The sequence below is a fragment of the Kribbella orskensis genome, from assembly GCF_004342085.1.
Taxonomy (GTDB): Bacteria; Actinomycetota; Actinomycetes; order Propionibacteriales; family Kribbellaceae; genus Kribbella; species Kribbella orskensis.
The window spans coordinates 393,718-418,022 of sequence record NZ_SLWM01000006.1; the positions used below are offsets into that span (position 1 = coordinate 393,718).

The following is a 24,305-nucleotide window of genomic DNA, read 5'->3' on the forward strand; positions in this document are numbered from 1 at the left end:
AACCGATCGGTCCGGCCCCCGTCCGGGCCGGGCCGATCACTCTGTACTGCGAACCAACTGCGCGAGGGCGATCCCGGCGGCCCGGTCGAGGTGTTCCGCGGTCAGGCCGGCCGCCCGGGCTCCCAGCACGTCGAGCTCCAGGTTGTCGCCGACCATCAGGACATCGGCGGGCTCCACTCCGAGCGCCTCGCAGGTCTTCAGGTAGGCCTCGGGCGCGGGTTTGCTGCAGCCGAGTGTCTCCGTGGTGCAGACGACGTCGACCAGGTCGGCCAGGCCGATCGCCGCGAGCTTGTTGTTCTGCTGCGCGGTGCTGCCGTTGGTCAGCACGCCGATCCGCCAGCCGTTGCCGCGGGCAACCTCCAGTGCGGGCCGGGCGTCGTCGAAGGCCGACCAGCTCGCGCGGTAGCGGTCCAGGTAACCGGTGAAGAGCTCGTCCAGCTCGTCGTCGGCCTGCGGAACCGGCAGCGACAGCATCGGCAGAAAGTCCCGCAGCCTGCCCCGCCGCTGCCCCTGGTGGCTGGTCTGTCCGGTCAGCCAGCGGTCGTACTGCACCCGTTCGATCTCGAACCAGCGGGTGATCAGGTCGTCGGAGAACGTCGCCCCCAGGGTCGGGACCCAGGTCCGGATCGCCGTGGTCGCCGAGGTGGTGTGGTCGAAGAGGGTGTCGTCAAGGTCGAAGATGACTGCCTTCACGCCGGGACCACCGAGTCCCGGTTGAGCTCACGATGGTTCGCATATCCCGACAGGGCAAGGGTGAGATCGAGCTCGGCCAGCAGGCAACGCAGTACATGCTCGACACCCGCCTGACCGGCCAGGGCCAGTCCGTACAGGAAGGGCCGGCCGAGCAGCACGGCCTTGGCGCCGAGCGCCAGCGCCTTCGCGGCATCCGAACCTGTGCGCACGCCCGAGTCGAAGAGCACGGTCAACTGCTCGCCGACCGCGTCCGCGATCGCGGGCAACGCGTCGAGGGAGGCGATCGCGCCGTCGACCTGGCGACCGCCGTGGTTCGACACGACCACGCCGTCCACGCCGTGCTCGGCCGCGAGCTTGGCGTCGTCGACCGAGGTGATGCCCTTCAGCACGATCGGGCCGTCCCAGTTGTCGCGCAGGAAGGACAGTTCGTCCCAGCTGAGCCCGACGTTCGGGAACATCTGCGCCCAGTGCATCACCGCCGCCGTCGGGTCCTCCTCGAGCGGCTTGGCCAGCTTCGCCCGGAAGGCGGGGTCGCTGAAGTAGTTCGCCAGTCCCTCGCCCTTGAGGAACGGCAGGAAGCCGCGGTCCAGGTCGGCTGGGCGCCAGCCGATCGTGCCGGTGTCGAGGGTGACCACCAGGACGGAGTACCCGTTGTCCTTGGCGCGCTGGAGGAAGCTCAGGCAGACCTCCTTGTCGGTCGGCCAGTACAGCTGGTACCACTTGCTGTCCGCCTCGATCTGCTCGAACGAGTGGCTCGCCTGGGTCGAGTGCGTGTAGGTCAGCCCGAGCGCGCTCGCGGCCCTCGCCGTGGCGAGCTCACCCTCGGGATGCGCCAGCGTCTGGACGCCGACCGGCGCGATCAGCACGGGCGCGGGCATCCTGGTGCCGAGGATCGTGCAGGACAGGTCCCGCTCGGTGCTGCCGCGCAGCATTCGCGGTACCAGCCGCCACCGCTCGAACGCGGCCAGGTTGGCCCGCGCGGTCGAACCGCTGCCCGCGCTCGGCACGATGTAGCCCATCGCCTCGGCGGTCAGGTTCGCCGCGGCCTGGGACTCCAGCCGGGACAGATCGGTGGTGATCTCCGGCCGGGTGTCCTGGAACATCCCCTGCGCATAGATGCTCAACTGGTGGTCGCCGTAGTTCGCCATGCCGGATGTTTTCACAAGCCCTTCCCGCAGGTACAGATGCTGACCTGCGTGCCGTGATCGGATGGTGCCCGCATGACATCCGTCAGGGGCAGATCGGTACGGACGGCACCGTCGCGCAGGCGTTGCTCCCCGACGCTGGGAGGAGACATCCGGAGGAGAGGGAGCATGAAGCAGAAGCGGCGGTACTGGCCGGCGGCCGGGTTGTTCTTCCTGGCGCCGTTGGTGGCGGAGTTCCTGCTCGGGAACCTCCCGGTCACCAAGTTGTTCGCGCTCTTCGCCCTGGCGCCCCTGTACGGCGGTGGGGCGGTCGTGATCCGTGAGGTGGCCCGCCGGCGCGGCTGGGGTTACCCGAGCATCATGCTGCTGGCGCTCGCGTTCGGCGTGCTGGAGGAAGGGGTGACCACCCAGTCGCTGTTCAACCCGAACTACGCGGATCTGCGACTGCTGGATCCGGGACACATCTCCGCGCTCGGCATGGGTGCTCCGTGGACCGTCTTCGTGCTGTCGATCCACACGCTCTGGAGCATCACGGTGCCGATCGTGCTGGTGGAGTCGGTGTCACGCCGGCCTCGAGAGCCCTGGCTGGGCACGAAGGGGTTCGTCGTCATCTGCGTGCTGTTCGCTTTCGGCATCTTCGCGACCACCGCGTTCCAATTGCAGAGCGACTCCTTCCTCGCATCCGCCGGGCAGTTCATCGGGGTGGGCATCGCGCTGGTGGTGCTGATCGCGCTCGCGGTTTGGGTAGGGCGCCGGGAACCAGTCCACGAGCACGGCTCGGCCTTGTCGGTCTGGCTGGTCGGTGCTGCCGGGCTGGCCGGCGCCTCGCTCTATATGGTTGTGGACGATCTTGACCTGAACGGCTGGCTCCAGGCCGTGCTTCTGCTGGCCCTGATCGCGGTCGCGATCCTGGTCGTACTCCGCTGGTCCCGCCGCGACGGCTGGACCCGGCTGCACACGCTGGCGCCGGCCGGGGGAGCCCTACTGACCTATGCGTGGCACGCGTTCCCGGAGAAGTCGCTGGGTGGCGGGTCGAAGGCGGTCGACCTGGCGGGGAACGCGGCGTTCGCGGTACTGGCGGTGGCACTGCTCGTGATCGCCTGGCGGCGGACTGCGGTGGCAGTCGTCACACCCGCGGCTGAGACGACCGTCGGTGACGTAATGGCTGATGTGACAATCAGGCGTGACAAGTTCGATGACTCCTGACAACAACCCGACTTCCCGGCACATCGGCCTGGCTCTGCTGGCGCTGGCGACCGGCGGGTTCGCGATCGGGACCACCGAGTTCGTCACGATGGGCCTGCTGCCGCAGATCGCGGAGGGCGTCGACATCTCGATCCCGACCGCCGGGCACATCGTCTCGGCGTACGCGATCGGCGTCGTCGTCGGCGCTCCGGTGATCGCGGCGCTGGGCGCCCGGACCGGACGCAAGCGGCTGCTGCTCGGCCTGATGGCGGTGTTCGTGGTCGGCAACGTGCTCTCGGCCGTTGCCAACAGCTACGAACTGCTGATGGGGGCGCGGTTCCTGACCGGCCTGCCGCACGGCGCGTTCTTCGGCATCGGCGCCGTCGTCGGCGCTTCGATGGTGCCGGTGAACCGGCGCGCCTGGGCCGTCTCGATGATGATGGTCGGGCTGCCGGTGGCGAACATCATCGGCGTCCCGCTGACCACGTTGCTCGGGCAGTGGCTGGGCTGGCAGTTCCCGTTTCTGGCGGTCGGGGTGCTCGGGCTGCTGACTTTGGTGGCGGTCTGGTTCTGGGTCGCGCCCCAGCCGGTCGGGAACGACGTGAACATCCGGAGCGAGCTGAGCGCGCTGGCCAAGCCGCAGGTCTGGATGGCCTTGCTGATCGGCATGGTCGGCTTCGGCGGCATGTTCGCGACCTACTCGTACATCGCGCCGACGATGACCGAACTGGCCGGCTTCAGCGCAGCCGCGGTGACGATCGTGCTGGCTGTCTATGGCGTGGGGATGACCGGCGGGACGCTCGTCGGCGGACGGCTGGCCGACCGCGCGCTGATGCCCAGCCTGTACGGCGGGTTGGTGGCGGTGACGGTCGTTCTCGGGACCTTCGGGTGGTTGGCGCAGAGCAAGGCGGGGGCGCTCGTCGGGGTGTTCGCGATGGGGTTCAGTGCGAGCATCCTGATTCCGGCGCTGCAGACCCGGCTGATGGATGTGGCGCACGAGGGGCAGTCGCTGGCGGCGTCCTTGAACCACTCGACCTTGAACGTGGCGAACGCGCTGGGCGCGTGGCTCGGGAGCGTCGTACTGGCTGCTGGGTACGGGTACGAGTGGCCGAGCCGGGTGGGTGCTGCGCTGGCTGTGGCGGGGCTCGGGTTGGCGCTGGTGTCCGGGTTGATGGACCGGCGCTCGGTCAGGATTCCTGAGCGGGTCACTGTCTGAGCGGATCACGGCCTGAGCGGCTACTGCCTGAGCTTGCGGACGATGAGGCGGAGTTGCTCCTCGTAGTTCGCCGGCGGTGTGCCGCCGGAGTACAGCAGGGGAGCGGACACCATGCCGGTGATCGCGAGCATCACGGCCTGTGGATCGAGGTCCTCGGCCAACTCCCCGGCTTGCTGCGTGGTCTTCAGAACCTCTGGATCTTGTCCGGGCTTCACCTCGTCGTCATCGGCCTTCGTGGTGCCGCCGTCGAGCATGGTGCGGGCGGCGAGCTTGGCCCAGCGCGGATCGTCCAGCGCTTCGCGGAGGTAGCGGACCGCCAGGTCTTCCAGTGACTCCGCCTCCTCGCGGAAACCCTGCTCGCGGTGTTCCCAGAGCCGGAAGATCGCGTCGTACAGGCCTTGCTTGCCGCCGAAGTGGTAGCTGATCAGCTGCTTGTTCACCCCGGCGCGGCTCGCGATGTCCGCCACCCGTGCGCCAGCCAGGCCCCGCTCCGCGAACTCCGTCAGCGCCGCGTCCAGCAAGGCTGCCTTGGTGCGCCCGGCGTTCACCGTGCGTCCGTCGGTGGGAGGGCTTCCAGTCGTCACGGCGGCGAGGTTATCAGCCGAATGGTTGAAAAGGCGCCGGTGGCGTGGGCCGTCGCGATCACCAGCTACTTGGTTAGATCGGGGTATGGCGACATTGACGTTGAGTGGGCCCGATCTGGCCCGGCGGCGGGGACTGCGGCAGATGCGCCTGGTCGCGCTGTCGCTGCTGGTGCTGGCGGCGATCGTGTACGTCGTGACGCTGCACCGCGACGGTGGCTGGGGCTACGTGAACGCCGCCTCCGAGGCCGCGATGGTCGGCGCGCTGGCAGACTGGTTCGCGGTCACCGCGTTGTTCCGGCGGCCGCTCGGACTGCCGATCCCACACACCGCGATCGTGCCGACCCGCAAGGACAGCCTGGCCGAGAGCCTGGAGCAGTTCGTCACCGAGAACTTCCTCTCCGAAGAGGTGGTCGCGGAGAAGATGCGCACCGCCGAGGTCAGCCGCCGGGCCGGCGAATGGCTTGCCGCGGGCAACCATGCCGAGCGGATCGTGGAGGAGGGCGCCCGGACGATCGGCGCCGCGCTGCCCAAGCTCGCCGACGAGGACGTGACCGCCTTCGTCCGGGGCTCCTTGCTGCCGCGGTTCGCCGAGGAGCCGTTGAGCCCGATCGCCGGGCATTTCCTGCAGTCGGTGGTCGAAGACGGCGCCCACCACGCGCTTTTCGACCTGCTGGTGGTCGAGGCGTACGACTGGCTCCGCGACAACCGCGACACCTTGACCGAGGTGGTCGGTCCCCGGGCGCCGCGCTGGTCTCCCCGGTGGGTCGACACGCTGGTGATCGACCGGATCCACAAGGAGGCGCTGACCTGGCTGGCCGGAGTACGGGACGACCCCCAGCACGCGGCCCGCAAGGCGATCGACCGCCTGCTCGGCCAACTCGCGGACGACCTGCAGAACGACCCCGACATGATGGACCGCTTCGAGGCGTTCAAGCGCCGCATGCTGAGCCACCCCGACATGGGCACCAGCCTCACCGCCGTCTGGGACGCAGTACGCACGGCCCTCATCGGCGCCATCAACGACCCCGAAGGCCCATTCCGTTCCCGCGTCGCTCAAGCGATCAAGGACCTCGGCAAACGCCTCCAAACCGACGAGGCACTCCGTGCTCGCGTGGACACCCGCGCCGCCGAGGCAGTCGGCTACGTAGTACGCACCTACGGCACAGAGATCGTCTCGGTAATCTCCGACACCATCGAACGCTGGGACGGCCAAGAAGCCTCAGCCCGGATAGAACTCCACGTAGGCCGAGACCTCCAATTCATCCGAATCAACGGCACCGTAGTCGGCGCCCTGGTCGGCCTGGTCATCCACACCATCAGCCAGTTGTTGTAACCCATCCGGCTCCTCCGTCGCCGCTCCTACCGTTTCTGTCGGTTGGGCTGCTTAGGGTGCTGTTTGTCCTTCGTAGCAAGGGAGATTCGGGTGTTCAGTGGGGCGATCATCGTCGAGAGCCTTCGGGTCGGTAGCTCGTTGGGAGACGTGCCGCTGCACGTTCGGAAGGTGGCCAGGGTCGAGGTCACCGGAGCTACCGCGGATCAACCGGCAGTGTGGACGATTCTGGAGTTCGAGGTGGAGGACCGCTACGCCGAGCCGCTGGCCGAGAACCTGCAGGCGGTGCTGGACCGGCCCGGCTGGTACGCCGATTTCCACGACGAGCGGGAGGTCTTCGTCGTGTTCCCGGGCAGGTGCTTCCGCTATCCCCGCGGCGATGAGCACGGCCGCGCGGAAGCGCAGGCCCACGGCCGGGAGCTGGGCATTCCCGAACCGCAACTGGACTGGACGGACTGAGAAGACCGCGCCGGGTGGAGCAGCTGGCCAGGCAAAACGCTCGACCGGGCAGTCCATTCGCAACTTTTGGCGTTCGGCGCGCATCATCTCAGTAGGTGCCTTTCCGGCGATGGTGGGTGGGGGAACGGTTATGAAGCTTCAGTTGCGGTGTTTTGGCGCGCCGATGGTCAGCGGGGGGCGGAAGGTGGTGACGGCTCTTCTGGTTGTGCCTCTACTGATCGCCGGCGCTGTGGTCACCCTTCCCCCGGCGGACGCTGCCGAGACCGCGGTGGTGATTCCGGCGGGTTTCACGCCGGTGCCGATCGCGACCGGGCAGCCGGCCGCGAACCTGACGAACTTCGAGTTCCTGCCGGGCGAGCGGGTGCTGACGCTCGGGCGGGACGGCCGCCTGACCGTCGTGTCGGACGATGCGCCGCCGCGGACGCTCCTGACGATTCCGGCCGTCGCGCACACGGGTGATCTCGGTGCGCTCGGTCTCACGCTGGCTCCGAATTACGCCACGACGGGGCAGCTCTACCTGCAGTACGCCCAGACCACCGCGACCGGGAGCCGCGTGATGCGCGTCTCGCGCTGGACGGCTGCGCCGGTCGACAACCCGACCACGCTCGGGGGCGAACAGGTCCTGCTGGAGGCGCCGCTCACCAGCGTCTACCACGGCGGTGGGACGGTTCTGGTCGCGCCGGACGGCAAGCTGCTGATCAGCATCGGCGACAGCGCCGCACCGCTCGCCTCCCCGAACCCCGATGCCTTGCGGGCGCAGAACCTGGACGGCCCCTACGGCAAGATCTTCAGGATCGATCCGGTCACCGGCGCCGGAGTACCTGGCAACCCCTACTACAACGCGGCCTCTGCGTCGTCGTGGCGAAGCAGGGTCTACGCGTACGGCCTACGCAACCCGTTCCGGATGTCGGTGGATCCGCGGAACGGGCAGGTACTCGTCGGCGACGTCGGCTGGACGGCGTACGAGGAGATCAATCGGCTGACCGCTGGTAAGAACTACGGCTGGCCTTGCTACGAGGGACCGGGCCGGCAGCCGGGATACGCCAACACCGCGCAGTGCCAGCAGGTCTACACGCAGTCGGTGCAGGGACCGCTGTGGAACTACGCGTCGCCCAACGTCCAGGCGGCGGTCACCGGCGGTACGTGGTACACGGGCACGTCCTACCCGGCTGCGTACCGGGACGCGTACTTCTTCGCGGACTACGCGCAGCAGAAGATCTGGACCATGATGATCGACGCGCAGGGCAAGATCACCAGGCCCCCCGAGGCCGCGGCCTTCGCCACCGGTATCGGCGGGCCGGTCGCGCTGAAGACCGGTCCGAACGGAGACGTGTACTACGCGGACATCCTCTCGTCCGACCTGGTCCGGCTGCGCTACTCGGCCGGGAACCGGACGCCTGTTCCGCGCGCGGGCACCACCGTGGACCCGGACCTCTTGAAGGTCACCTTCGACGGCTCGGCGTCGTACGACCTGGACGGCGATGATCTGACGTACACCTGGGACTTCGGCGACGGCAGCCAGGGAGCGGGCGCGGTCGTATCTCACACCTACGCGGCCGCGGGGAAGGTCAGCGCGACGCTCACCGTCGAGGATCCTCTCGGTGCCGCGGCGACCATTACCGTCACCGTCGTGCCGGACAACCACTCACCGGAGCTCACGCTGACCGGGCCCGACAAGAAGTACGCCGTCGGGGACACCGTCTCCTTGAGCGCCTCCGCGAATGACATCGAGGATGGCGCACTCCCGGTGTCCTGGCGGACCGACCTGATCCATTGCGACACCGGCGGCGGGTGCCATCTCCATCCCGGCCAGACCAGCACGGGGCCGACCTACTCGGATCTGTTCGACGACCATGGCGACGAGACACGCATGCAGATCACCGCTTCGGTGGTGGACCAGGCCGGCGTGCGGACCGAGAAGGTGTACGCCGCTGAGCCGGATCTGCGCACGCTGACTGTGCTGGCCCCGGCACCGGTGCTCATCAACGGCGCCCAGCGGGTGAGCGTCAAGGTGGCGGTGAACTCGAGCAACGAGGTGTCCGCTCCCAGCGTGGCCGGCAGCAACGTGTTCACGAGTTGGTCCGACAGCGGGCTGCAGACGCACACGCTGACCATGCCCGCGAGCGACCGGACCCTGACGGCGCACTATGCCAAGTTCGTCCCCGGTCGGTATGGCGACTACAACGGTGACGGGCGCACCGATCGGACGGTCTTCCGGCCGTCCACGGCGACCTGGTTCAACCCTGGGTTGTTCAGCACCCAGTACGGCGGTTCCACCGACCTGCCGGTCCCCGCGGACGTCAACTCCGACGGGCGGACCGACGTGGTGAGCTGGCGTCCGTCGGACGGGATGTGGCAGGCGCGCGGACTCTTCGAAATTCGTTGGGGCGGGAACGGGGACGTGCCCGTCCCGGGCGACTACAGCGTCAACGGCCGTACCGACATCGCGATCTGGCGACCCAGTACGGGTATCTGGTACGTGCGTAACGTCCTGCAGATTGAATGGGGTGGGCCAAGCGACGTGCCGGTACCGGGCGACTACAACGGTGACGGCAAGATGGAAGTTGCGATCTGGCGCCCGTCGACCGGCATGTGGTGGATTCGTGGGCGAGCAGCCATCCATTGGGGTCAGGCCGGCGACATCCCGGTCCAGGCCGACTACAACGGCGACGGCCGAACCGACCTGGCCGTCTGGCGGCCCTCGACCGGCGGCTGGTGGATCAACGGCCGCACGAGCCAGAACTGGGGAGTCAACGGCGACATCCCCCTCACCGGCGACTTCAACGGCGACGCCCGAACCGACCTGGCCGTCTGGCGCCCCTCGACCGGCGTCTGGTGGATCAACGGCACCCCCGCATACCGCTGGGGCGAACCCGGCGACCGCCCACTACCCCGCCCCCTAGGCGCCAGGTAACCCCCTCCGCCCCGCCGGAACTGCTTCCGGCGGGGCGTCCCTCTCGCCATCGAACCCGAGCAAACACGTGCCATCGCGTCGGCAAACGGTCGCTGACCGGGGGTGTGGAGGTCGCCGATCCCCTGGGGCCGAGTAGCTGAACCGCCGTACCGACGAACCGCCGTATCTGGGAGTGCCGAGTTGTCAGGGGGCTCAGGCTCTCTCTAGACTGAATCACGATGAGGGGAAGTGATTCAGTTGGTCCACGCGGACACGTCTTCGGGCCGGATCATCGAGGCGCGCGAGGCGGCCAGGCTCACGCAGCGCCAGCTCGCAAGTCGATCCGGCATCGCCCAAGCCACCCTTTCGCGCATCGAGCAAGGCACCCGACCGCCCAAGTTGAACGAGATCCTCGCCCTCGCCTGGGCGCTGGGCTGCACGGTCTCGGAGTTGACCGGGATCTCGGGGGTCAAGACCCGGCTCGAGTGCGTCGCGCGCGCCACTGATCAGTCGAGCATGGAGACGATGCAGCGCGAGCTGAGCCACTACCTGGAGCTGGACGCCTACCTCGAGGACCAAGGGATCCGGTCGCAGCTATGAGCGCAGAGGACCAGGGCCGGGCCCGAGCAGCAAGCTTCCGCGAGCAGCACAACCTCGGGCACGCCCCGCTGCCTGATCTGGTCAGCCTGATCGAGCTGACCCAACGTATCGACGTCGCGGTCATCGAGGCCGAGCAGGACGAGCACGGGATGACGATGCGCGATCCGGTTCGCCAGGTGGTGATGGTGGCTGTCGCGCTCACCCGCCATCCGATGCGCCAGCGCAGCACTCTTGCCCACGAGCTGGGCCATGTCCTGTTCGGCGACTTCGCCGCACCGAAGGCCGGTGGCTGGGACCGCCGAAGTTCTGAAGAGATCCGCGCGGACGCCTTCGCCCGGCATCTTCTCGTACCGATCGCCGGCATCAAGTCGGTCTTGGCGGACCGTGACGCAGGCCGGCCGGAGGATGTTCGGTCTGGCGCTGCGGTCGGCGATGTACGAGCGGTTGGTGCCAAGGGACGGCGTGGACCGGAGAAGGTCTCGCTGCCGGAGTTGTCCATGCTCGTGCAGCGGTTCAAGGCGTCACCGAGCCTGGTGGCGATCCAACTCTTTGCGGCACGTTTGATCAGTACCGCGCAGAAGAACGAGTGGATGACGCTGTCTACCCCGGTACTTGCGTCACGCTTCGGTTGGTCCGATCTGTACCAGGGGTGGCAGCACGAATCCCAGACCAGGCGGGCACCTCAGCGCTTGTTGGCCAGGGCAATCGAGGGCTACATGGCGAACGTCGTGTCACTCCAGGCGGTGGCGCGGCTGCGAGGCCTGCCCGAGGAGCAGATCGCGGCGGAGCTCGAGGAGGCCGGCATCGTCCCGGCCGAAGTGGAGCCTGTTCCGGTACCTACCGCCGTCGAGTGTCGTCCGGACACAGACTTCAGCGAGCTTGATGCTTTGGAAGGGTCGAGCGGGTCCGCGGGTGACATGTCTGCTCCCAAGGCTCGCAGAGGAGCGCACGGCGAATGACCGACCCCGTCATCGTCGACGCCGGACCTGCCCTGAACTTCTTCTCGATCAACAAGGAACGCCTGCTGCTGGATGCCATCGGCAGGATCGCCGCACCCGAAACCGTCGCCGGCGAGATCCGGCGCAAGGCGCTCCGAGACGTTCGATTCAGAGCGGCGGCCGACGTGTGGACGAAGCTCGAGCAGACAGCTTGGCTGGACGTGCTCTCGGACGCCGTCACCCCGGAACTCGCGTCCGCGGTCCAGCGCATCACGAGGATTCCGATGGCCGAGCGACTCAGACAGGGCAAGGACCTCGGTGAGGTCATGGTGCTGGCCCACGCCGCCGTACAAGCGGAAACCGGGCGAGACGTGGTGGTACTGATCGACGATGCAGGCGGTGCCAGGCTGGCCGCGATCGAAGTCGCCCGGCTGCAACGCCTACGTGCTCAAGGCCGCTGTGTGGGAACTCTGGGTCTCATGAACAGCCAGATCGTTCTCGAACGCGGTGCCGGCCGAAGGTACCTGCCCGACCGCAAGGCGATGCGACGGACCTACGCCCAGCTGCGCGAATGCGACGACGGACTGGTCGACATCACCAAGACAGACCTGCTCTCGAAACGCGTGTGGGCCAACGCCTGACACCCGCGGTCACTGAGCCGGGACGGAGGAGCGGCGACCGGGGTGGTGGGAGCGACGACGTAGGAGTTGCGTGGGTTAGTTGACCGTCCAGGTGTCGGAGCCGGTTACCAGGGCCTGGAGGTCGCCGATCCCCTGGGATTCCTTGGAGGTTGCTACCTGTTGGCGGACCATGTCGTCGTAGGCCGGGTGGTCTACCGAGCGGAAGATGCCGATGGGGGCCTGGTGCAGGACTCCTGCGTCGGTCAGGCGGGAGAGGGCGAAGGCGTACGCCGGGTCTTCGGTGTGGGCGTCGTGGATGACCAGGTCGGCCTCGCCGTTCGGCAACGAGTCGATTTCGCGAACCGCGAGGGAGGCGAAGCCGTCGCGGACCACGCCGAGGCGGCCGTCGGTGCCGAAGCGGATCGGTTCGCCGTGGACGAGCGGGATGATCGCGTCGTCGCGGGTCTCCGGGTTCTTGAAGGCGTCGAAGGCGTTGTCGTTGAAGATCGGGCAGTTCTGGTAGATCTCGACGAAGGCCGTACCGCGGTGTTCGGCCGCGGCCCGCAGTACCGAGGTGAGGTGCTTGCGGTCCGAGTCGACCGTCCGGGCCACGAAGGTCGCCTCGGCGCCGAGCGCCAGGGAGACCGGGTTGAACGGGTTGTCCACCGAGCCCATCGGGGTCGACTTGGTCACCTTGCCGGGCTCCGAGGTGGGGGAGTACTGCCCCTTCGTCAGGCCGTAGATCCGGTTGTTGAACAGCAGGATCTTGAGGTTCACGTTGCGCCGCAGCGTGTGGATCAGGTGGTTGCCGCCGATCGACAGCGCGTCGCCGTCACCGGTGACGACCCAGACGCTGAGGTCGGGTCGGGCCACTGCGAGCCCAGTCGCGATCGCCGGCGCGCGGCCGTGGATGGAGTGCATGCCGTACGTCGAGAGGTAGTACGGGAAGCGCGAGGAGCATCCGATCCCGGACACCATCGCCACGTTCTCCCGCTTGATCCCGAGCTCGGGCAGGAACCCCTGGAAAGCCGCCAGTACGGCGTAGTCGCCACAACCGGGGCACCACCGGACCTCCTGGTCCGACACGTACTCCTTGCGGTTCTGCGGCTCGGTCGCGGCCGGTACGCCGCGTAGTCCGCCGGGCAGACTCGGCAGGCCGAGGTCGACGGTGCTCATCGTGCTCCCTCCGGGTGGTGCAGGCCGTTCGGTTCGATGTGCAGCGCCTCGCCGTGGGTCAGGTTGGCGGCGGCCTCACCGAGGTGGCGGGCGTCGTCGTCGATGCCCGCGGTCTCCTCGACCAGGTTGCCGATCACCTCGGCCAGTTCGGCGGCGCCGAGCGGCATCCCCCGGACCTGCGCATAGGAGACGACGTCGACCAGGTACTTCGCCCGGAGCAGCATCGCCATTTGGCCCAGGTTCATCTCGGGCACGAGCACCTTGTCGTACGACTTCAGCACCTCGCCGAGGTTCGGCGGGAACGGGTTCAGGTGCCGCAGGTGGGCCTGCGCGATCTTGCCGCCGACCTTGCGGACCCGGCGGCAACCCGCGCCGATCGGGCCGTAGGTGCTGCCCCAGCCGAGCACGAGCACCTTCGCCGTACCGTCGGGGTCGTCGACCTCGAGCGGCGGGACGGTGATGCCGTCCACCTTGGCCTGACGGGTGCGGATCATCAGGTCGTGGTTGGCCGGGTCGTACGAGATGTTGCCGGTCTTGTCCTCCTTCTCCAGACCGCCGATGCGGTGGTCCAGACCCGCCGTACCGGGGATCGCCCAAGCGCGGGCGAGGGTCTCCGGGTCGCGCAGGTAGGGGAGGTAGACCGGCTCGCCCTTGTCATTGGTCGAGTTCGGCTCCGTGGTGAAGTTCGGGTCGATCTTCGGCAGGGTCTCGATCACCGGGATCTGCCAGGGCTCGGACCCGTTCGCCAGGTAGCCGTCGGACAGCACGATCACCGGAGTGCGATAGGTGACCGCGATCCGGGTCGCCTCAACGGCGATCGCGAAGCAGTCCGCGGGGGACTGGGCGGCGATCACCGGCAGCGGCGCCTCGCCGTTGCGGCCGAACATCACCTGCAGCAGGTCGGCCTGCTCGGTCTTGGTCGGCATACCGGTCGAGGGGCCGGCCCGCTGGATGTCACAGACGACCAGCGGCAGTTCGAGCATCACGCCGAGACCTATCGTCTCGGACTTCAGGCTGATGCCCGGACCGGACGACGTGGTCACGCCGAGGGCGCCCGCGAACGACGCGCCCAGGGCGGCGCCGACACCGGCGATCTCGTCCTCGGCCTGGATCGTCGTCACGTCGAAGCGCTTCAGCTTGGACAGCTCGTGCAGTACGTCGGACGCCGGGGTGATCGGGTACGCGCCGAGCACCAGGGGCAGCCCCGCCCGCTGGGCGCCCGCCACCAGGCCGTACGCCAGCGCGAGGTTGCCGGAGATGTTGCGGTAGGTGCCGGTGGCCATCCTGGCCGGCTTGACCTCGTACCGGACCGAGAACTCCTCGGCCGTCTCGCCGAAGTTGTAGCCGGCCCGGAACGCCGCGATGTTCGCGTCGCGGATCGCGGGCTTGCCGGCGAACTTCGACTGGAGGAAATCGATCGTCGACTCCACCGGCCGCTGGAACAGCCAGGAGACCAGGCCGAGCGCGTACATGTTCTTCGCCCGGGACGCGTCCTTGCGGGTCAGGCCGAACTCCTTGACCGACTCCACCGTCATCCCGGTCAGGTTCAGCGGGACCACGTGGTAGGCGTCGAGCTCACCCGTCTCCAGGGGGTTCTCGTCGTACCCGATCCGCTTGAGGTTCCGGGCGGTGAAGTCGGCGGTGTCCACGATCAGCGTGGCGCCCCGCGGTACGTCGCGCAGGTTGGCCTTGAGCGCGGCCGGGTTCATCGCGATCAGCACATCGGGCGCATCACCCGGCGTGAGGATGTCGTGGTCGGCGAAATGGAGCTGGAACGACGACACTCCCGGCAGGGTTCCGGCTGGTGCCCGGATCTCGGCCGGAAAGTTGGGCAGGGTCGACAGGTCATTGCCGAACGATGCCGTTTCCGCTGTGAACCTGTCCCCCGTGAGCTGCATCCCGTCGCCGGAGTCGCCGGCGAAGCGGATCACCACGCGGTCGAGCTGCTTGACCTCGATGGTCACTGTTCTGTTCATCTCCAAGTCGAAGCTTGGGTCGGTGAACCATGTGCCGGCGCACCGATCCCCCCGTTAGGGCGATACAACCATGTTAGTTCGGCCTTAGTACGTCGGCGTGCACAATCAGGTGTGTTCCACAGCCTGGGATCGACGTCCGGAACCGCGAAATCGTGCTCTGACCAGCCCAGACGGGTGGTCAGCCCCCTGGTCCGCTCCCAGATGCCTCAAAAGGAGAGTGGTCAACCGCACAGTGTCACTCGAAGCAGTCGTTCGCTTGCCGTCCGCAGCCATTACCAGCAGGGTGCCGTCATCGATCTGTGATCTACCCCGGGATCCATCCGGGGGAAGCAGGAGACCGAGATCTGGCTGAGCCGCGACATCCTCGGCGTCAAGCGGCTGCGGTTGCAGATCGCCGACGTGAAATCCGAGTACGGCAGGTCGCGGTGGACGCCTTGCCGCTCTGCACCAACTAAGGTTGGGCAGGTGTCAGAGAGCTACGGGGTCATCGCCGCGATCGTCGTGCTCGGCCTCCTCGGCCTGGTCGGCGCCTTCGCGCTGAACAAGGCGCTGACGATCACCTACCCGACGGCCGACAAGCTCAAGACGTACGAGTCCGGCGTCGACCCGGTCGGCGAGGGCTGGGCCCAGGTCCACATCAGGTACTACCTGTTCGCGTACCTGTACGTGATCTTCGCCGTGGACGCCGTCTACCTCTTCCCCTGGGCGACCATCTTCGCCGAGCTCGGCGTGGCCACGCTGATCGAGATGTTCGTCTTCCTCGCCTTCGTAGCCGTAGGCCTCCTCTACGCCTACCGCAAGGGCATCCTCAGCTGGACCTGACCACCCTCCGGTGAGGTATGTAGGCACGTCCACGCCACGGGACCGTCGGCGAGGCGTGTCCAGGATCAGTCGAGGAGCCCGTCCCGGCGGGCTACGGCGGCGGCTTCGGTGCGGCTGCGGACGCCCAGCTTGGCCAGGATGTTGGAGACGTGGACGCTGACCGTCTTCTCGCTGATGTAGAGCTCGCGTGCCAACTGCCGGTTGGTCCGCCCCTCAGCAAGCAACGCCAGTACTTCGGTCTCGCGCGCCGTCAGTGCCGCGGGCCCAACACCGGCTTCAGCGCCACCAAGCTCATCGAGCAGCGGCTTCGCACCCAACGCCCGCGCGGTCTCAGTAGCCAACTGGGCCTGCTCATTCGCGTCGGCCACTCGTCCAACAGCCCGCATCGCAGCCGACAGATGCACCCGCGACCACGCCTGCTCGAACACATATCCATAGCCGAAGGCGTCGACCGTCCGCTGCCAGGTCGCGACGTGCTCCTCCGGAGTCGGCGGATCCACATTGGCCAGCCAGCGCAGCCGCTCCCACTCAGCCTCGAGCCGAGCCAGCCAAGCGATCCCCTCGACACCGAGCACTCGCCCTGGCGGCATGCCCTTCTCCGCGGTCGCCTGCCCGGACGCGACCAGTTCCGCGCCCCGTGAGACCAGCTCGGCAGCGGCGGTCGGCTCATGCACGACCCGGTGGCTCAGCAGCTGCAGCCCCACCGCGGAGAACCGGATCCGCGCCATGAACCACTCGGTCTGGAACACGTCGGCGCACAGCGCGGACACGTCCGCGATCAGCTTCTCCGCCTCGGCGACCTGGTTGAGCGAGCGATAGGCATCCACCGCCGGCTGCATCGCGATGATCGGCAGCATTATGTCGAGCGTCCACCACTTGCGCAGCCGCTCCATGTCCTCGGCCACCGAGGTATCGCCACGCCCGCCGCGAACCGCCAGCCCGACTCCCCGCAGAGCAGCCTCGGCCGCCGCAGGTGTCATCGGGTCCGTCCGCGTGGTCGCCGCGGCGTCATCCCACTCGCCCAGCACGAACTGCGTCAGCGCGAGCATCCGCCGCGCGTCGAACCCGTACGCCGCCCATTGGCGACCCAACTCGCCCGCCCGCTGCGCGGCGTACATGAGGGCTGTCTTGGCGCTGGTGAGGTCGCCTTGCTCGTAGTGGTTCGAGCCGAGCAGGAAGCGGCTGCGGACCTCGGCCGCGGGATCCCCGGCCAGCTGAGCCCGTACTGCGGCCTCCTCCAGCTGTTTCGCCGCAGCTACAGGGTCTCCGGCGCGGCGGCGGAGCTGGGCCAAGGTGATGCCGGCGTCGCCCGCGGCTGATTCCTGGCCGACCTCTCGCGCGATCTGCAGGGCTTCGTGGGCCCAACGCTCGGCCTCCATCGGGCGGCCGAGCGCATCGGACACCCGCGCATAGAGCGAGGCGATCTGGGCCTTGAACACGCTCGGTGGCTCGTCCGAGGTGAGTCGCAGCGCTTGCGAGATCGCCTCGTGGGCCTCCTGGTCCTGGTCGATCACCAGCGCGATGTCGGCCAACGGCATCAGCAGTTGGGCCCGCTGGAGGCGCGGCGCATCGGCCGGGAGCTCGGCAAGAGCCTTGCGGAGCAGCTTCAGCGCACGGAGTTGCTGCGCGGACAAGGCAGCGGCGGTCGCCGTCTCGACGATCAGCCAGGTCTTGTCGATGCTCGCGTCCGCCGAGGCGTTCGGATAGAGCTCCAGCGCCATTTCGTAGTGCTTCAGCGCCTCCTGCGGCGCGGCCACGGAGATCGCCTCCTGGCCCGCCCGGACCCGCGCCTCGAAGGCGGTCGCCAGGTCATGAGACCTGGTCGCGTGCCCGGCGAGCTCGGCCGCTGTGCCCGCGACCGTCTGATCCTTCAAAGCCTTCGCGTACGCCGCGTGCTGCCGCACCCGCTCGCCCGGGAGCAGGTCGTCGTACACAGCCTCGGCCAGTAGCGCATGGCGGAAGTAGTAGCTCGCGTTGCCCGGGTGCTCGATGATGTGCGCGTCGATCAACTCCCGCAGAGCAGCGTCGAGTTCACGATCGGGCAGTCCGGCGACCGCGGTCAGCAGCGTGTGCGGAACTCGCCGGCCGGCGACGGCGATCACTCGCGCGACCTGGCGGGCGTCGTCCGACAGCGGGTCGAGCCGCACCAGCAGGAGATCCGCCAGATCAGGTGGCACGGCATCCGCGTCGCCCATCGAGGCCGCGGCGACCAGTTCCTCTGTGAAGAAGGCGTTGCCGCCCGCGCGCTCGAGGATCCGGCGCACCTCGGCCTCGGGGAGCGGCTGGGTGAGCAGGGCGGTCAGCAGCTTGCGGGAGTCGTCGGCGTCCAGCGGGAGCAGGCTGACCCGGCGGACTCGCGGGTTCCGGGACCACTCGGCGATCGGCCGGCGCAACGGGTGGCGCCGGTGCAGGTCGTCGCTGCGGTAGGACACCACCAGCGCGAGCCGCTGAGAGGTCAGCCGGGTGAGGAGGAACCCGATCAGGTCGCGGCTTGAGTCATCGGCCCAGTGCGCGTCCTCCACGATCACCAGCAGCGGTTCACTGGTGGACAGGGCGGTCAGCGCGCCCAGCACCGCGTCGAACAGCGCGGCCCGGTCCAGCTGCCCGTCCTGGGGCGCGGGCTGGGCACCGATCAGGCGATGCGTCGGCAGCAACCGGCCGATCGCGGGGAAGTTGGTGAGCACGCTCTCGACCAGGTCGGGGCGCTCCCCGGCCAGCCGGCCGAAGATCTCGGTGAACGGCAGGTACGGCAGTCCGGCGTCGCCGAAGTCGGTGCAGTGCCCGACCAGGACGCCGAAACCGCGCTCGTGCGCGCCGGTGGCGACCTCGTCCAGCATCCGGGTCTTGCCCACGCCGGCGTCGCCCGACAGCAGGATCGCGCCCGCACGACGGGTTTTCGCCTCGTCCACGGCGCTGAGCAGGGCGGCGAGCTCGGTCGAGCGGCCGACGAGAGGTGTCGAGGTCCAGGGCACATCGTCCATCTTCGCCCCTGGCGCCGACACAATTCGACGGCATCCCGTCCGATCGGCCTTTTCGGCCGAAGAAAAGCCGTCCCCGACCGGGAGTAGCTGGTCGGGGACGGCGATTCCGGCGCTCATGCGGCCGGAGTGGGACGGAGAGCCCGGCGCGCGGGCCGGGTCTCAGACTGTGAAGCCCGCTCCCGGCGCTCCCGGCGGGCGGTGGCCCGGCCGAACTCGCGCTTGATCCGCTCCTGCCGGTAGGCGGTCTCCGCCCGGGCTGTGTCGATGTTCATATACATGGTGTGCCTCCCTTCAGACGTTCCGGGTGAACAGGTGGACGAGGTGCCGACGGGTCCCGGACTTGCGGGAGAAGCGGCGGTAGTCGCGGGTGAGGCGCTCCTTGCGGTAGCTCACCTCTGCCTTGACCGAGTCGTTCGTGAACATCTGTGCCTCCTGGCTGGTGGTGCCTCGACTCCTTGTCGATGCCCCTAATCTGCTCGTCTGAGGAGGACCGCCACATCGGCACAAGTCCCTATCCACACCGCCTGGGCAGTCCCTAGTGCCGCCGGTACGCCGTACGCCGGGTCTAGGTAGTCCCGAATCGCCCTAGGTGGTCCGACAAACGGCAGCGCGGCCGGGTTCCGGGAGGAACCTCGGCCGCGCTGGGCGAAAGGGGACGGGCGGTGACCTTGCCTTCACATCGCGTGCCTGGCCAGGACCACCGGGGCGCAGGGCGTCTGCGCCACCGGCTTGGCAGGCTTGCGCTGGAACCACCACGGACGCTGGAAGTCCCGCCTGATCCGCTCATGGCGGTACGCCATCTCTGCCTGAAGCGATTGCGGGGAGTAGAAGTACATCGTGTCCTCCGGGAGCTGGTCGATGCCCACAATCTGCTCGCCTGAGGAGGACCACCGCATCGGCACAACTCCCTACACGCGGCTCAACGGCCCCTTAGGTAGGAATCCAGCTCGTCCCGAGTGGGCGAAGTGGCCGGCCCACGCCGGGTGACGCCAAGGGCCGCCGCCGCATTCGCCCGGCGGGCAGCCTCGGCCGGTTCCTTGCCGTCGGCGATCCCCGCGAGGAACGTCCCCGAGTGCGTGTCACCGGCACCGTTGAGGTCCACCGCCTCGACCGCGAACCCCTCGATGGGCTGGACCTCGGCACCTCGTACTGCGAGGAAGCAGCCGGCCGCTCCCGTCCGGACGAGCACATCGGCACGCCCGGTACGCCGGACCAGGGATCGGGCCGCCTCGACAGGTTCGGCGAGACCCGTCACCGCGGTGGCTTCGCCGGCGTTGCAGCTCCACCAGTGGGCCCGGGCGAACACTGCTTCCAGCGCGGCTTCGGGGATCTCGGCAACCAACGGTCCCGGGTCGAAGAACACCGGCACATCAGGAGAAATCGCGCCAAGCCAAGGGATCAGGGCTGCCCGGTTGGAGTCGTGCAACAGGCTGTACCCGGACAGATACACCAGGTCCCGGCCGACGGCCGGATCGGGCAGATCCTCGCTCGTCAGCGTGGCCTCCGCGCCACGACTGGTGACGAAGGTGCGCTCCCCGGACGCGTCGACCAGTGTCACCACGAACCCGGTGTCCAGGTCCTCTCTTGCCGGGTGCAACAACTCCACCCCGGCCTCTTCCAGCGCCTCCCGCGCCTGGCTGCCGAAGGGCCCGGTGCCATGCGCCCCGGCGTACAGGGTGGGGAGTCCCTGGCGGACGGCCGCGGCCATCACGTTGAAGCCGCCGCCGGCCGCGGTCGTCGTACTGGAGGCGAGCACGTCACCGCCGCGGTCCGGCAGGTCGCCGACGGTGAGCACCAGGTCGATCACGACGTTGCCGAGGTGCAGCAGCCTCATCCGGCCCGAACCTTCAGCAACTCTTCGGCGAGGTCGTCGAGCTCGAGATCGTTGACTCCGGCAACGGTGATCCTGGCCTGCGCGGGGAACCCCTCTTCGCCGTGACAGGCGCCGGCCACGGCCCCCGCGATCGCCGCGATGGTGTCGGTGTCCCCGCCGAGCGAGGCGGCCAGCCGTACTGCGAGCCAGGGGTCGTCCGGGTAGGCGGCGAGCACGGCGAAGGCGGCCGGTACGGATTCCTGGCTCGCCAGGCTGGTGCCGACCAGATCGTACAGGAGTGCAGACACGGCGCCCGGCCTAGGAGGGGTGTCGCCAGGCGCCGTGTCGATCAGGGAGGTGGCCCACTCGATCCGGACGGCGACGTCCGCACCTGCCACCCAGTGGCCGCGCGGGGCGGCCTTGGTCGCGGCTCGGATCGCGAGGTCGGTCGCCTCGGGGACGGTCGCGCCGTCGATCCCGGCACTCACCGCCGCGGCGACGGCGGCTGCGGCAGCCAGCGCCAGGCCGGTGTTGTGGGTCGCGGCACTGGCGGCGACGACCCGGTCGACCAGGAGCTCGAGATCGGTGGACGGCGTGGCGATACCGACCGGGGTGATCCGCATCGCGGCACCGTTGGTGGTGCCGTAGCGGCCGGTCTCGTCGATGTCCTTGCCCTGCAGCAGTTCGTCGATGGCGCGCTTGGTCGACGGGCCGAGGAGGTCGAGCGAGCCCCGGGCACGCATCGAGTCCTCCCACTCCAACAGCTTCTGCGCCAGTTCCCGGCCGTCGACCAAGCCGCCGGAGGAGACGACGAGATGGGCCAGCAAGACGGCCTGTTCGGTGTCGTCGGTGATCGCGCCGGCGGGCATGCCGGCGGCGAGCGGCTGGTCGGGCGGCGCCGGATGGAAGCCGTCGAGCATCTCGCCGTACCGCTCGAGGATGAATGCCCTGGGCAACGATTGCGTCGGCATCCCGAGCGCGTCGCCGATCGCCAGGCCGTAGAGAGCACCGGCGGCGCGGGAGGTAGCTGTCACCGGCCGGCCTCGCTGTAGTTCAGGCTCAGCTCGAAGTGCCGCGGGTCGAGCAGGCTGTCGACCTGCTCGGCGAACCGGTTGTCGGCGGTCCAGCTGGTCCGCTGGGTGTGCAGGAACCAGGTGCCTTCGGGCCGGTCGAGCAGAGCGGCCTCGTCGCGATCGAGCGGGCGCCCGCGCAGCCGCTGCTCGCCGTGGTCCAGGTGTAGTCCAGCCCGGCTCAGCGTGGCGGTGATGGAGTCGTTGTCCAGACCGCGCTCGGGCAGGTCGCGGAGTTCCTCGATGGCCGGCACCCGACTGTGCTCGATCGAGATCGCGTCGCCGCCGAGGATCACCCGCACCCGCTGGATCACGATCACGTCGGGGGAGTCGAGGTCGAGCCGGCCGGCCAGCTCTTCGTCCCGCTCCCGCGCCAGCTTCAACACCCGGACCTGGGTCTCGATGCCCTGCTCGGCCAGCGCGTGGGTCCACCCGAGCCGGTCGTCCAGCGGCCGCCCGTCGAACAGCACGAACGACCCCTTACCCGTGCGAGTGGTGATCAGCCCGTCCTCGTTCAGTACTGCGAGCGCGGAGCGGACGGTGTTCCGGCTGACGGAGAACCGCTTCGCCAGTTCGAGCTCCCCGGGCAACTGGGTGCCGCGCTCCACCCGGCCCGAGCGGATCTCCCGGGCCAGGATGGAGGCGATCCGTTCGTGCTTGAGGTTCACTCCACGGATCACTGGCGCTCCGGGGTGAGCTGGGCACGGATCTCGTCGACCGTCACGACCTCCAGCATCGGCGCGTAGAGCCGCAGGATGTCGAGCGTCTTCTGGTGGCTCGCCTCGTCCACTCCGGCGCAGGCGTCCGCGACGACCCGGACGTGGACACCGGCATCCAGCGCCGCGAGAGCAGTGGTCAACACGCAGCAGTCGGTGGTCACACCGGACAGGACGAGCTCCCCACCCGGTCCGACCGCCTCGGCGAGCTCCGGTCCCCACTTGCCGAAGGTGGGCTTGTCGAGCGTCGGCGAACCGGCGAACTCGTCCACGAGTTGATAGGCGTACGACGTGGGTGGCTGCAGGGCGAACGGCCACTGCTCGTAGTACGGGATCCAGGAGCCGGTGGGCTCGCCGGGCGCGACGAACCGGGTGAAGATCACGTGCGGCGAGAAGAGCCCGATCAGGTCCTGGGTCGGCTTGATGACCCGCTGGAAGTCCGGCGTGGCCCAGCCGCTGTCGGGCTCCGCGAAGATCTTCTGCAGATCGATCAGGACCAGCACCGGGGCCATTCAGACCTCCTGGCTGCTCAGCTGCTCACGCGACGGTCCCTGCTCCTGCAGGCGCACCTGGGAGCGGCCGGCGAAAAGCTGGACCAGGAACGCGACGACCAGGGCGAACAGCACGCCGAGGTTGGCGAACGCCCAGTTGCCTTCCTTGCCGCCGAGGCCGAGCGGCTCGAGCAGGTAGCCCTGCCAGGTCAGCCAGTCCGCGGCGCTGTTGGTGACCAGGCCCCAGCCGATCACGGTGACGACCAGCATGGTTGCTACGGGCAACCACCGGATGTCGCCGTACCGGCCGGTGCGGTCGAAGAGGGCGGCCTCGTCGTAGTCCCGCCGGCGGCTGGCGAGGTCGGCCAGCATGATGCCGCACCAGGCCGCGACCGGGACGCCGAGCGTGATCAGGAAGCCCTGGAACTGACCGAGGAACTCGTCCCCGAAGAACACCACGTAGACGGTTCCGGCGATCATCACGATGCCGTCGATGAAGGCCGCCACGTACCGCGGCACGGGCAACCCGAGCGAGAGCAGGGCGAGGCCGGACGAGTAGATGTCCAGTACGGCGCCGCCGACCAGGCCGAGCACCGCCACGATCACGAACGGCACCAGGAACCAGGTGGGCAGGGCCTCGGCCAGCGCGCCGATCGGGTCGGCCGCGATCGCGGCACTGAGGTCGGTCGAGGAACCCGCCAGCAGCAGGCCGAAGATCAGCAGTACGAGCGGTGCGATCGAGGAGCCGAAGGTGGTCCAGCCGACCACGCCGCGGCTGGAGGCCGAGCGGGGCAGGTAGCGGGAGTAGTCGGCGGCCGCGTTCACCCAGCCGAGGCCGAAGCCGGTCATCAGGAACACCAGCGCCCCGATCACCTCCTGGCTCGAACCGCTCGGCAGCGAGGAGACGGTGCTCCAGTCGACCTGGTCCGCGACGAGCGCGATGTAGACCACGGTGAGCACGCCGGTGACGATCGTGATGATGGTCTGCGCGCGCATGATCAGGTCGAAGCCGAGCACGCCGCAGGCGACGATCAGGGTCCCGACCACGACCAGCGCGATCACCTTGGTGATGTCGCCGCCGCCCCAGCCGAGCCGCTCGAACACGGTCGCGGTGGCCAGCGTCGCGAGGATCGTCAGCACGGTCTCCCAGCCGACGGTGAGCAGCCAGGACACCAGCGAGGGGAGTTTGTTGCCCCGGACCCCGAACGCGGCCCGGCTCAGCACCATCGTCGGCGCCGAGCCGCGCTTGCCGGCCAGCGCGACCAGGCCGCAGAGCAGGAAAGAGAAGACGATTCCGATCACGCCGGCGACCGCCGCCTGCCAGAACGAGATCCCGAAGCTGAGCGCGAAGGCGCCGTAGCTCAGCCCGAGGACGGAAACGTTGGCGCCGAACCAGGGCCAGAACAGCTGGCTCGGCGTGCCCTTGCGGTCGGCGTCATCGATGACGTTGAGACCGTTGCTCTCCACCGCGAACGTTCGCGGCTCGACTGCGTCCGACTGCACTCGATCGGCCATCCGCTCTCCAACCCGAAATGGACCTGTTCAGTCCTGTCCAATCACGCTATTCGCGGATCCGGGCAGGGTCAAGGACGTTGCC

The 24,305-nt window shown here is 68.6% G+C and carries 23 protein-coding genes; 9 read left to right on the top strand and 14 right to left on the bottom strand.

Annotated elements, in window-relative coordinates; all coding sequences use genetic code 11:
• Positions 1-36: 36 nt before the first annotated feature.
• The gene (locus tag EV644_RS19735; protein ID WP_132189750.1) at positions 37-693 is read right to left on the bottom strand and encodes an HAD family hydrolase; all 657 of its coding nucleotides are present in this window, start codon (positions 691-693) and stop codon (positions 37-39) included.
• A complete protein-coding gene (locus EV644_RS19740; protein WP_242001023.1) occupies positions 690-1,856 on the bottom strand; it encodes a lactate 2-monooxygenase in 1,167 nt (388 codons plus the stop codon). The genes EV644_RS19735 and EV644_RS19740 overlap by 4 nt, the downstream gene beginning before the upstream one ends.
• A gap of 150 nt (positions 1,857-2,006) precedes the next feature.
• Here EV644_RS19740 and EV644_RS19745 point away from each other — a divergent pair, with 150 nt between their 5' ends.
• Both EV644_RS19745 and EV644_RS19750 read left to right on the top strand, forming a co-directional pair.
• Positions 2,007-3,044 carry an AF_0692 family protein gene (locus tag EV644_RS19745; RefSeq protein WP_132189752.1) on the top strand — a complete coding sequence of 346 codons (1,038 nt, stop codon included), beginning with the start codon at positions 2,007-2,009 and terminating at the stop codon, positions 3,042-3,044.
• Positions 3,022-4,239 (top strand): MFS transporter, encoded by a 1,218-nt coding sequence (locus tag EV644_RS19750; RefSeq protein WP_242001024.1) that lies wholly within the window; start codon positions 3,022-3,024, stop codon positions 4,237-4,239. Before EV644_RS19745 ends, EV644_RS19750 begins: the two co-directional genes overlap by 23 nt.
• 20 nt (positions 4,240-4,259) lie before the next feature.
• Here EV644_RS19750 and EV644_RS19755 read toward each other — a convergent pair whose 3' ends face one another.
• Complete coding sequence (locus EV644_RS19755; RefSeq protein WP_132189754.1) at positions 4,260-4,823, bottom strand: TetR/AcrR family transcriptional regulator; 564 nt, start codon at positions 4,821-4,823, stop codon at positions 4,260-4,262.
• 85 nt (positions 4,824-4,908) lie between these two features.
• Between EV644_RS19755 and EV644_RS19760 the strand changes: the two genes are divergently transcribed.
• From EV644_RS19760 to EV644_RS19785, 6 genes are all read left to right on the top strand, one after another.
• Positions 4,909-6,156 (top strand): DUF445 domain-containing protein, encoded by a 1,248-nt coding sequence (locus EV644_RS19760; protein ID WP_132189755.1) that lies wholly within the window; start codon positions 4,909-4,911, stop codon positions 6,154-6,156.
• Positions 6,157-6,246: 90 nt separating this feature from the next.
• The gene (locus EV644_RS19765) at positions 6,247-6,612 is read left to right on the top strand and encodes a hypothetical protein (RefSeq protein ID WP_132189756.1); all 366 of its coding nucleotides are present in this window, start codon (positions 6,247-6,249) and stop codon (positions 6,610-6,612) included.
• A 187-nt stretch (positions 6,613-6,799) separates the two neighbouring features.
• Positions 6,800-9,526: a PQQ-dependent sugar dehydrogenase gene (locus EV644_RS19770; RefSeq protein WP_158292878.1), complete on the top strand. Its 2,727-nt coding sequence runs from the start codon at positions 6,800-6,802 to the stop codon at positions 9,524-9,526.
• Between the two features lie 228 nt (positions 9,527-9,754).
• Positions 9,755-10,105, top strand: coding sequence for a helix-turn-helix domain-containing protein (locus tag EV644_RS19775; protein ID WP_199239898.1), 351 nt, complete (start codon positions 9,755-9,757; stop codon positions 10,103-10,105).
• On the top strand, positions 10,102-11,064 hold the full coding sequence (locus EV644_RS19780) for an ImmA/IrrE family metallo-endopeptidase (RefSeq protein WP_132189758.1): 963 nt from the start codon (positions 10,102-10,104) through the stop codon (positions 11,062-11,064). Before EV644_RS19775 ends, EV644_RS19780 begins: the two co-directional genes overlap by 4 nt.
• Entirely contained in the window at positions 11,061-11,684 is a 624-nt protein-coding gene (locus EV644_RS19785; protein WP_132189759.1) for a PIN domain-containing protein, read from the top strand. The genes EV644_RS19780 and EV644_RS19785 overlap by 4 nt, the downstream gene beginning before the upstream one ends.
• Before the next feature lie 75 nt (positions 11,685-11,759).
• Here EV644_RS19785 and EV644_RS19790 read toward each other — a convergent pair whose 3' ends face one another.
• Both EV644_RS19790 and EV644_RS19795 read right to left on the bottom strand, forming a co-directional pair.
• A complete protein-coding gene (locus EV644_RS19790; RefSeq protein WP_132189760.1) occupies positions 11,760-12,839 on the bottom strand; it encodes a 2-oxoacid:ferredoxin oxidoreductase subunit beta in 1,080 nt (359 codons plus the stop codon).
• Positions 12,836-14,815, bottom strand: coding sequence for a 2-oxoacid:acceptor oxidoreductase subunit alpha (locus tag EV644_RS19795; protein WP_241998389.1), 1,980 nt, complete (start codon positions 14,813-14,815; stop codon positions 12,836-12,838). The genes EV644_RS19790 and EV644_RS19795 overlap by 4 nt, the downstream gene beginning before the upstream one ends.
• Before the next feature lie 465 nt (positions 14,816-15,280).
• Here EV644_RS19795 and EV644_RS19800 point away from each other — a divergent pair, with 465 nt between their 5' ends.
• Positions 15,281-15,637, top strand: coding sequence for an NADH-quinone oxidoreductase subunit A (locus tag EV644_RS19800; protein ID WP_132189761.1), 357 nt, complete (start codon positions 15,281-15,283; stop codon positions 15,635-15,637).
• A gap of 65 nt (positions 15,638-15,702) precedes the next feature.
• On the opposite strand, the gene EV644_RS47535 is transcribed toward EV644_RS19800, so the two are convergent.
• The 9 genes from EV644_RS47535 to EV644_RS19835 all read right to left on the bottom strand — a co-directional run bounded on the left by EV644_RS47535 (position 15,703) and on the right by EV644_RS19835 (position 24,223).
• Positions 15,703-18,618, bottom strand: a complete 2,916-nt coding sequence (locus tag EV644_RS47535; protein WP_132189762.1) for a helix-turn-helix transcriptional regulator — start codon at positions 18,616-18,618, stop codon at positions 15,703-15,705.
• A 113-nt stretch (positions 18,619-18,731) separates the two neighbouring features.
• Positions 18,732-18,896, bottom strand: coding sequence for a hypothetical protein (locus EV644_RS44640; protein ID WP_158292879.1), 165 nt, complete (start codon positions 18,894-18,896; stop codon positions 18,732-18,734).
• A 13-nt stretch (positions 18,897-18,909) separates the two neighbouring features.
• On the bottom strand, positions 18,910-19,041 hold the full coding sequence (locus tag EV644_RS47220; protein WP_255511328.1) for a hypothetical protein: 132 nt from the start codon (positions 19,039-19,041) through the stop codon (positions 18,910-18,912).
• A 251-nt stretch (positions 19,042-19,292) separates the two neighbouring features.
• Positions 19,293-19,514, bottom strand: coding sequence for a hypothetical protein (locus EV644_RS19810; protein ID WP_132189763.1), 222 nt, complete (start codon positions 19,512-19,514; stop codon positions 19,293-19,295).
• 23 nt (positions 19,515-19,537) lie between these two features.
• Positions 19,538-20,452, bottom strand: coding sequence for a PfkB family carbohydrate kinase (locus EV644_RS19815; RefSeq protein WP_132189764.1), 915 nt, complete (start codon positions 20,450-20,452; stop codon positions 19,538-19,540).
• Positions 20,449-21,465, bottom strand: a complete 1,017-nt coding sequence (locus EV644_RS19820; protein WP_132189765.1) for an ADP-ribosylglycohydrolase family protein — start codon at positions 21,463-21,465, stop codon at positions 20,449-20,451. The genes EV644_RS19815 and EV644_RS19820 overlap by 4 nt, the downstream gene beginning before the upstream one ends.
• Positions 21,462-22,181, bottom strand: a complete 720-nt coding sequence (locus EV644_RS19825; protein ID WP_241998391.1) for a GntR family transcriptional regulator — start codon at positions 22,179-22,181, stop codon at positions 21,462-21,464. Before EV644_RS19825 ends, EV644_RS19820 begins: the two co-directional genes overlap by 4 nt.
• Entirely contained in the window at positions 22,178-22,729 is a 552-nt protein-coding gene (locus tag EV644_RS19830) for a cysteine hydrolase family protein (RefSeq protein ID WP_132189766.1), read from the bottom strand. Before EV644_RS19830 ends, EV644_RS19825 begins: the two co-directional genes overlap by 4 nt.
• The gene (locus tag EV644_RS19835) at positions 22,730-24,223 is read right to left on the bottom strand and encodes a purine-cytosine permease family protein (protein ID WP_132189767.1); all 1,494 of its coding nucleotides are present in this window, start codon (positions 24,221-24,223) and stop codon (positions 22,730-22,732) included.
• Positions 24,224-24,305 lie beyond the last annotated feature (82 nt).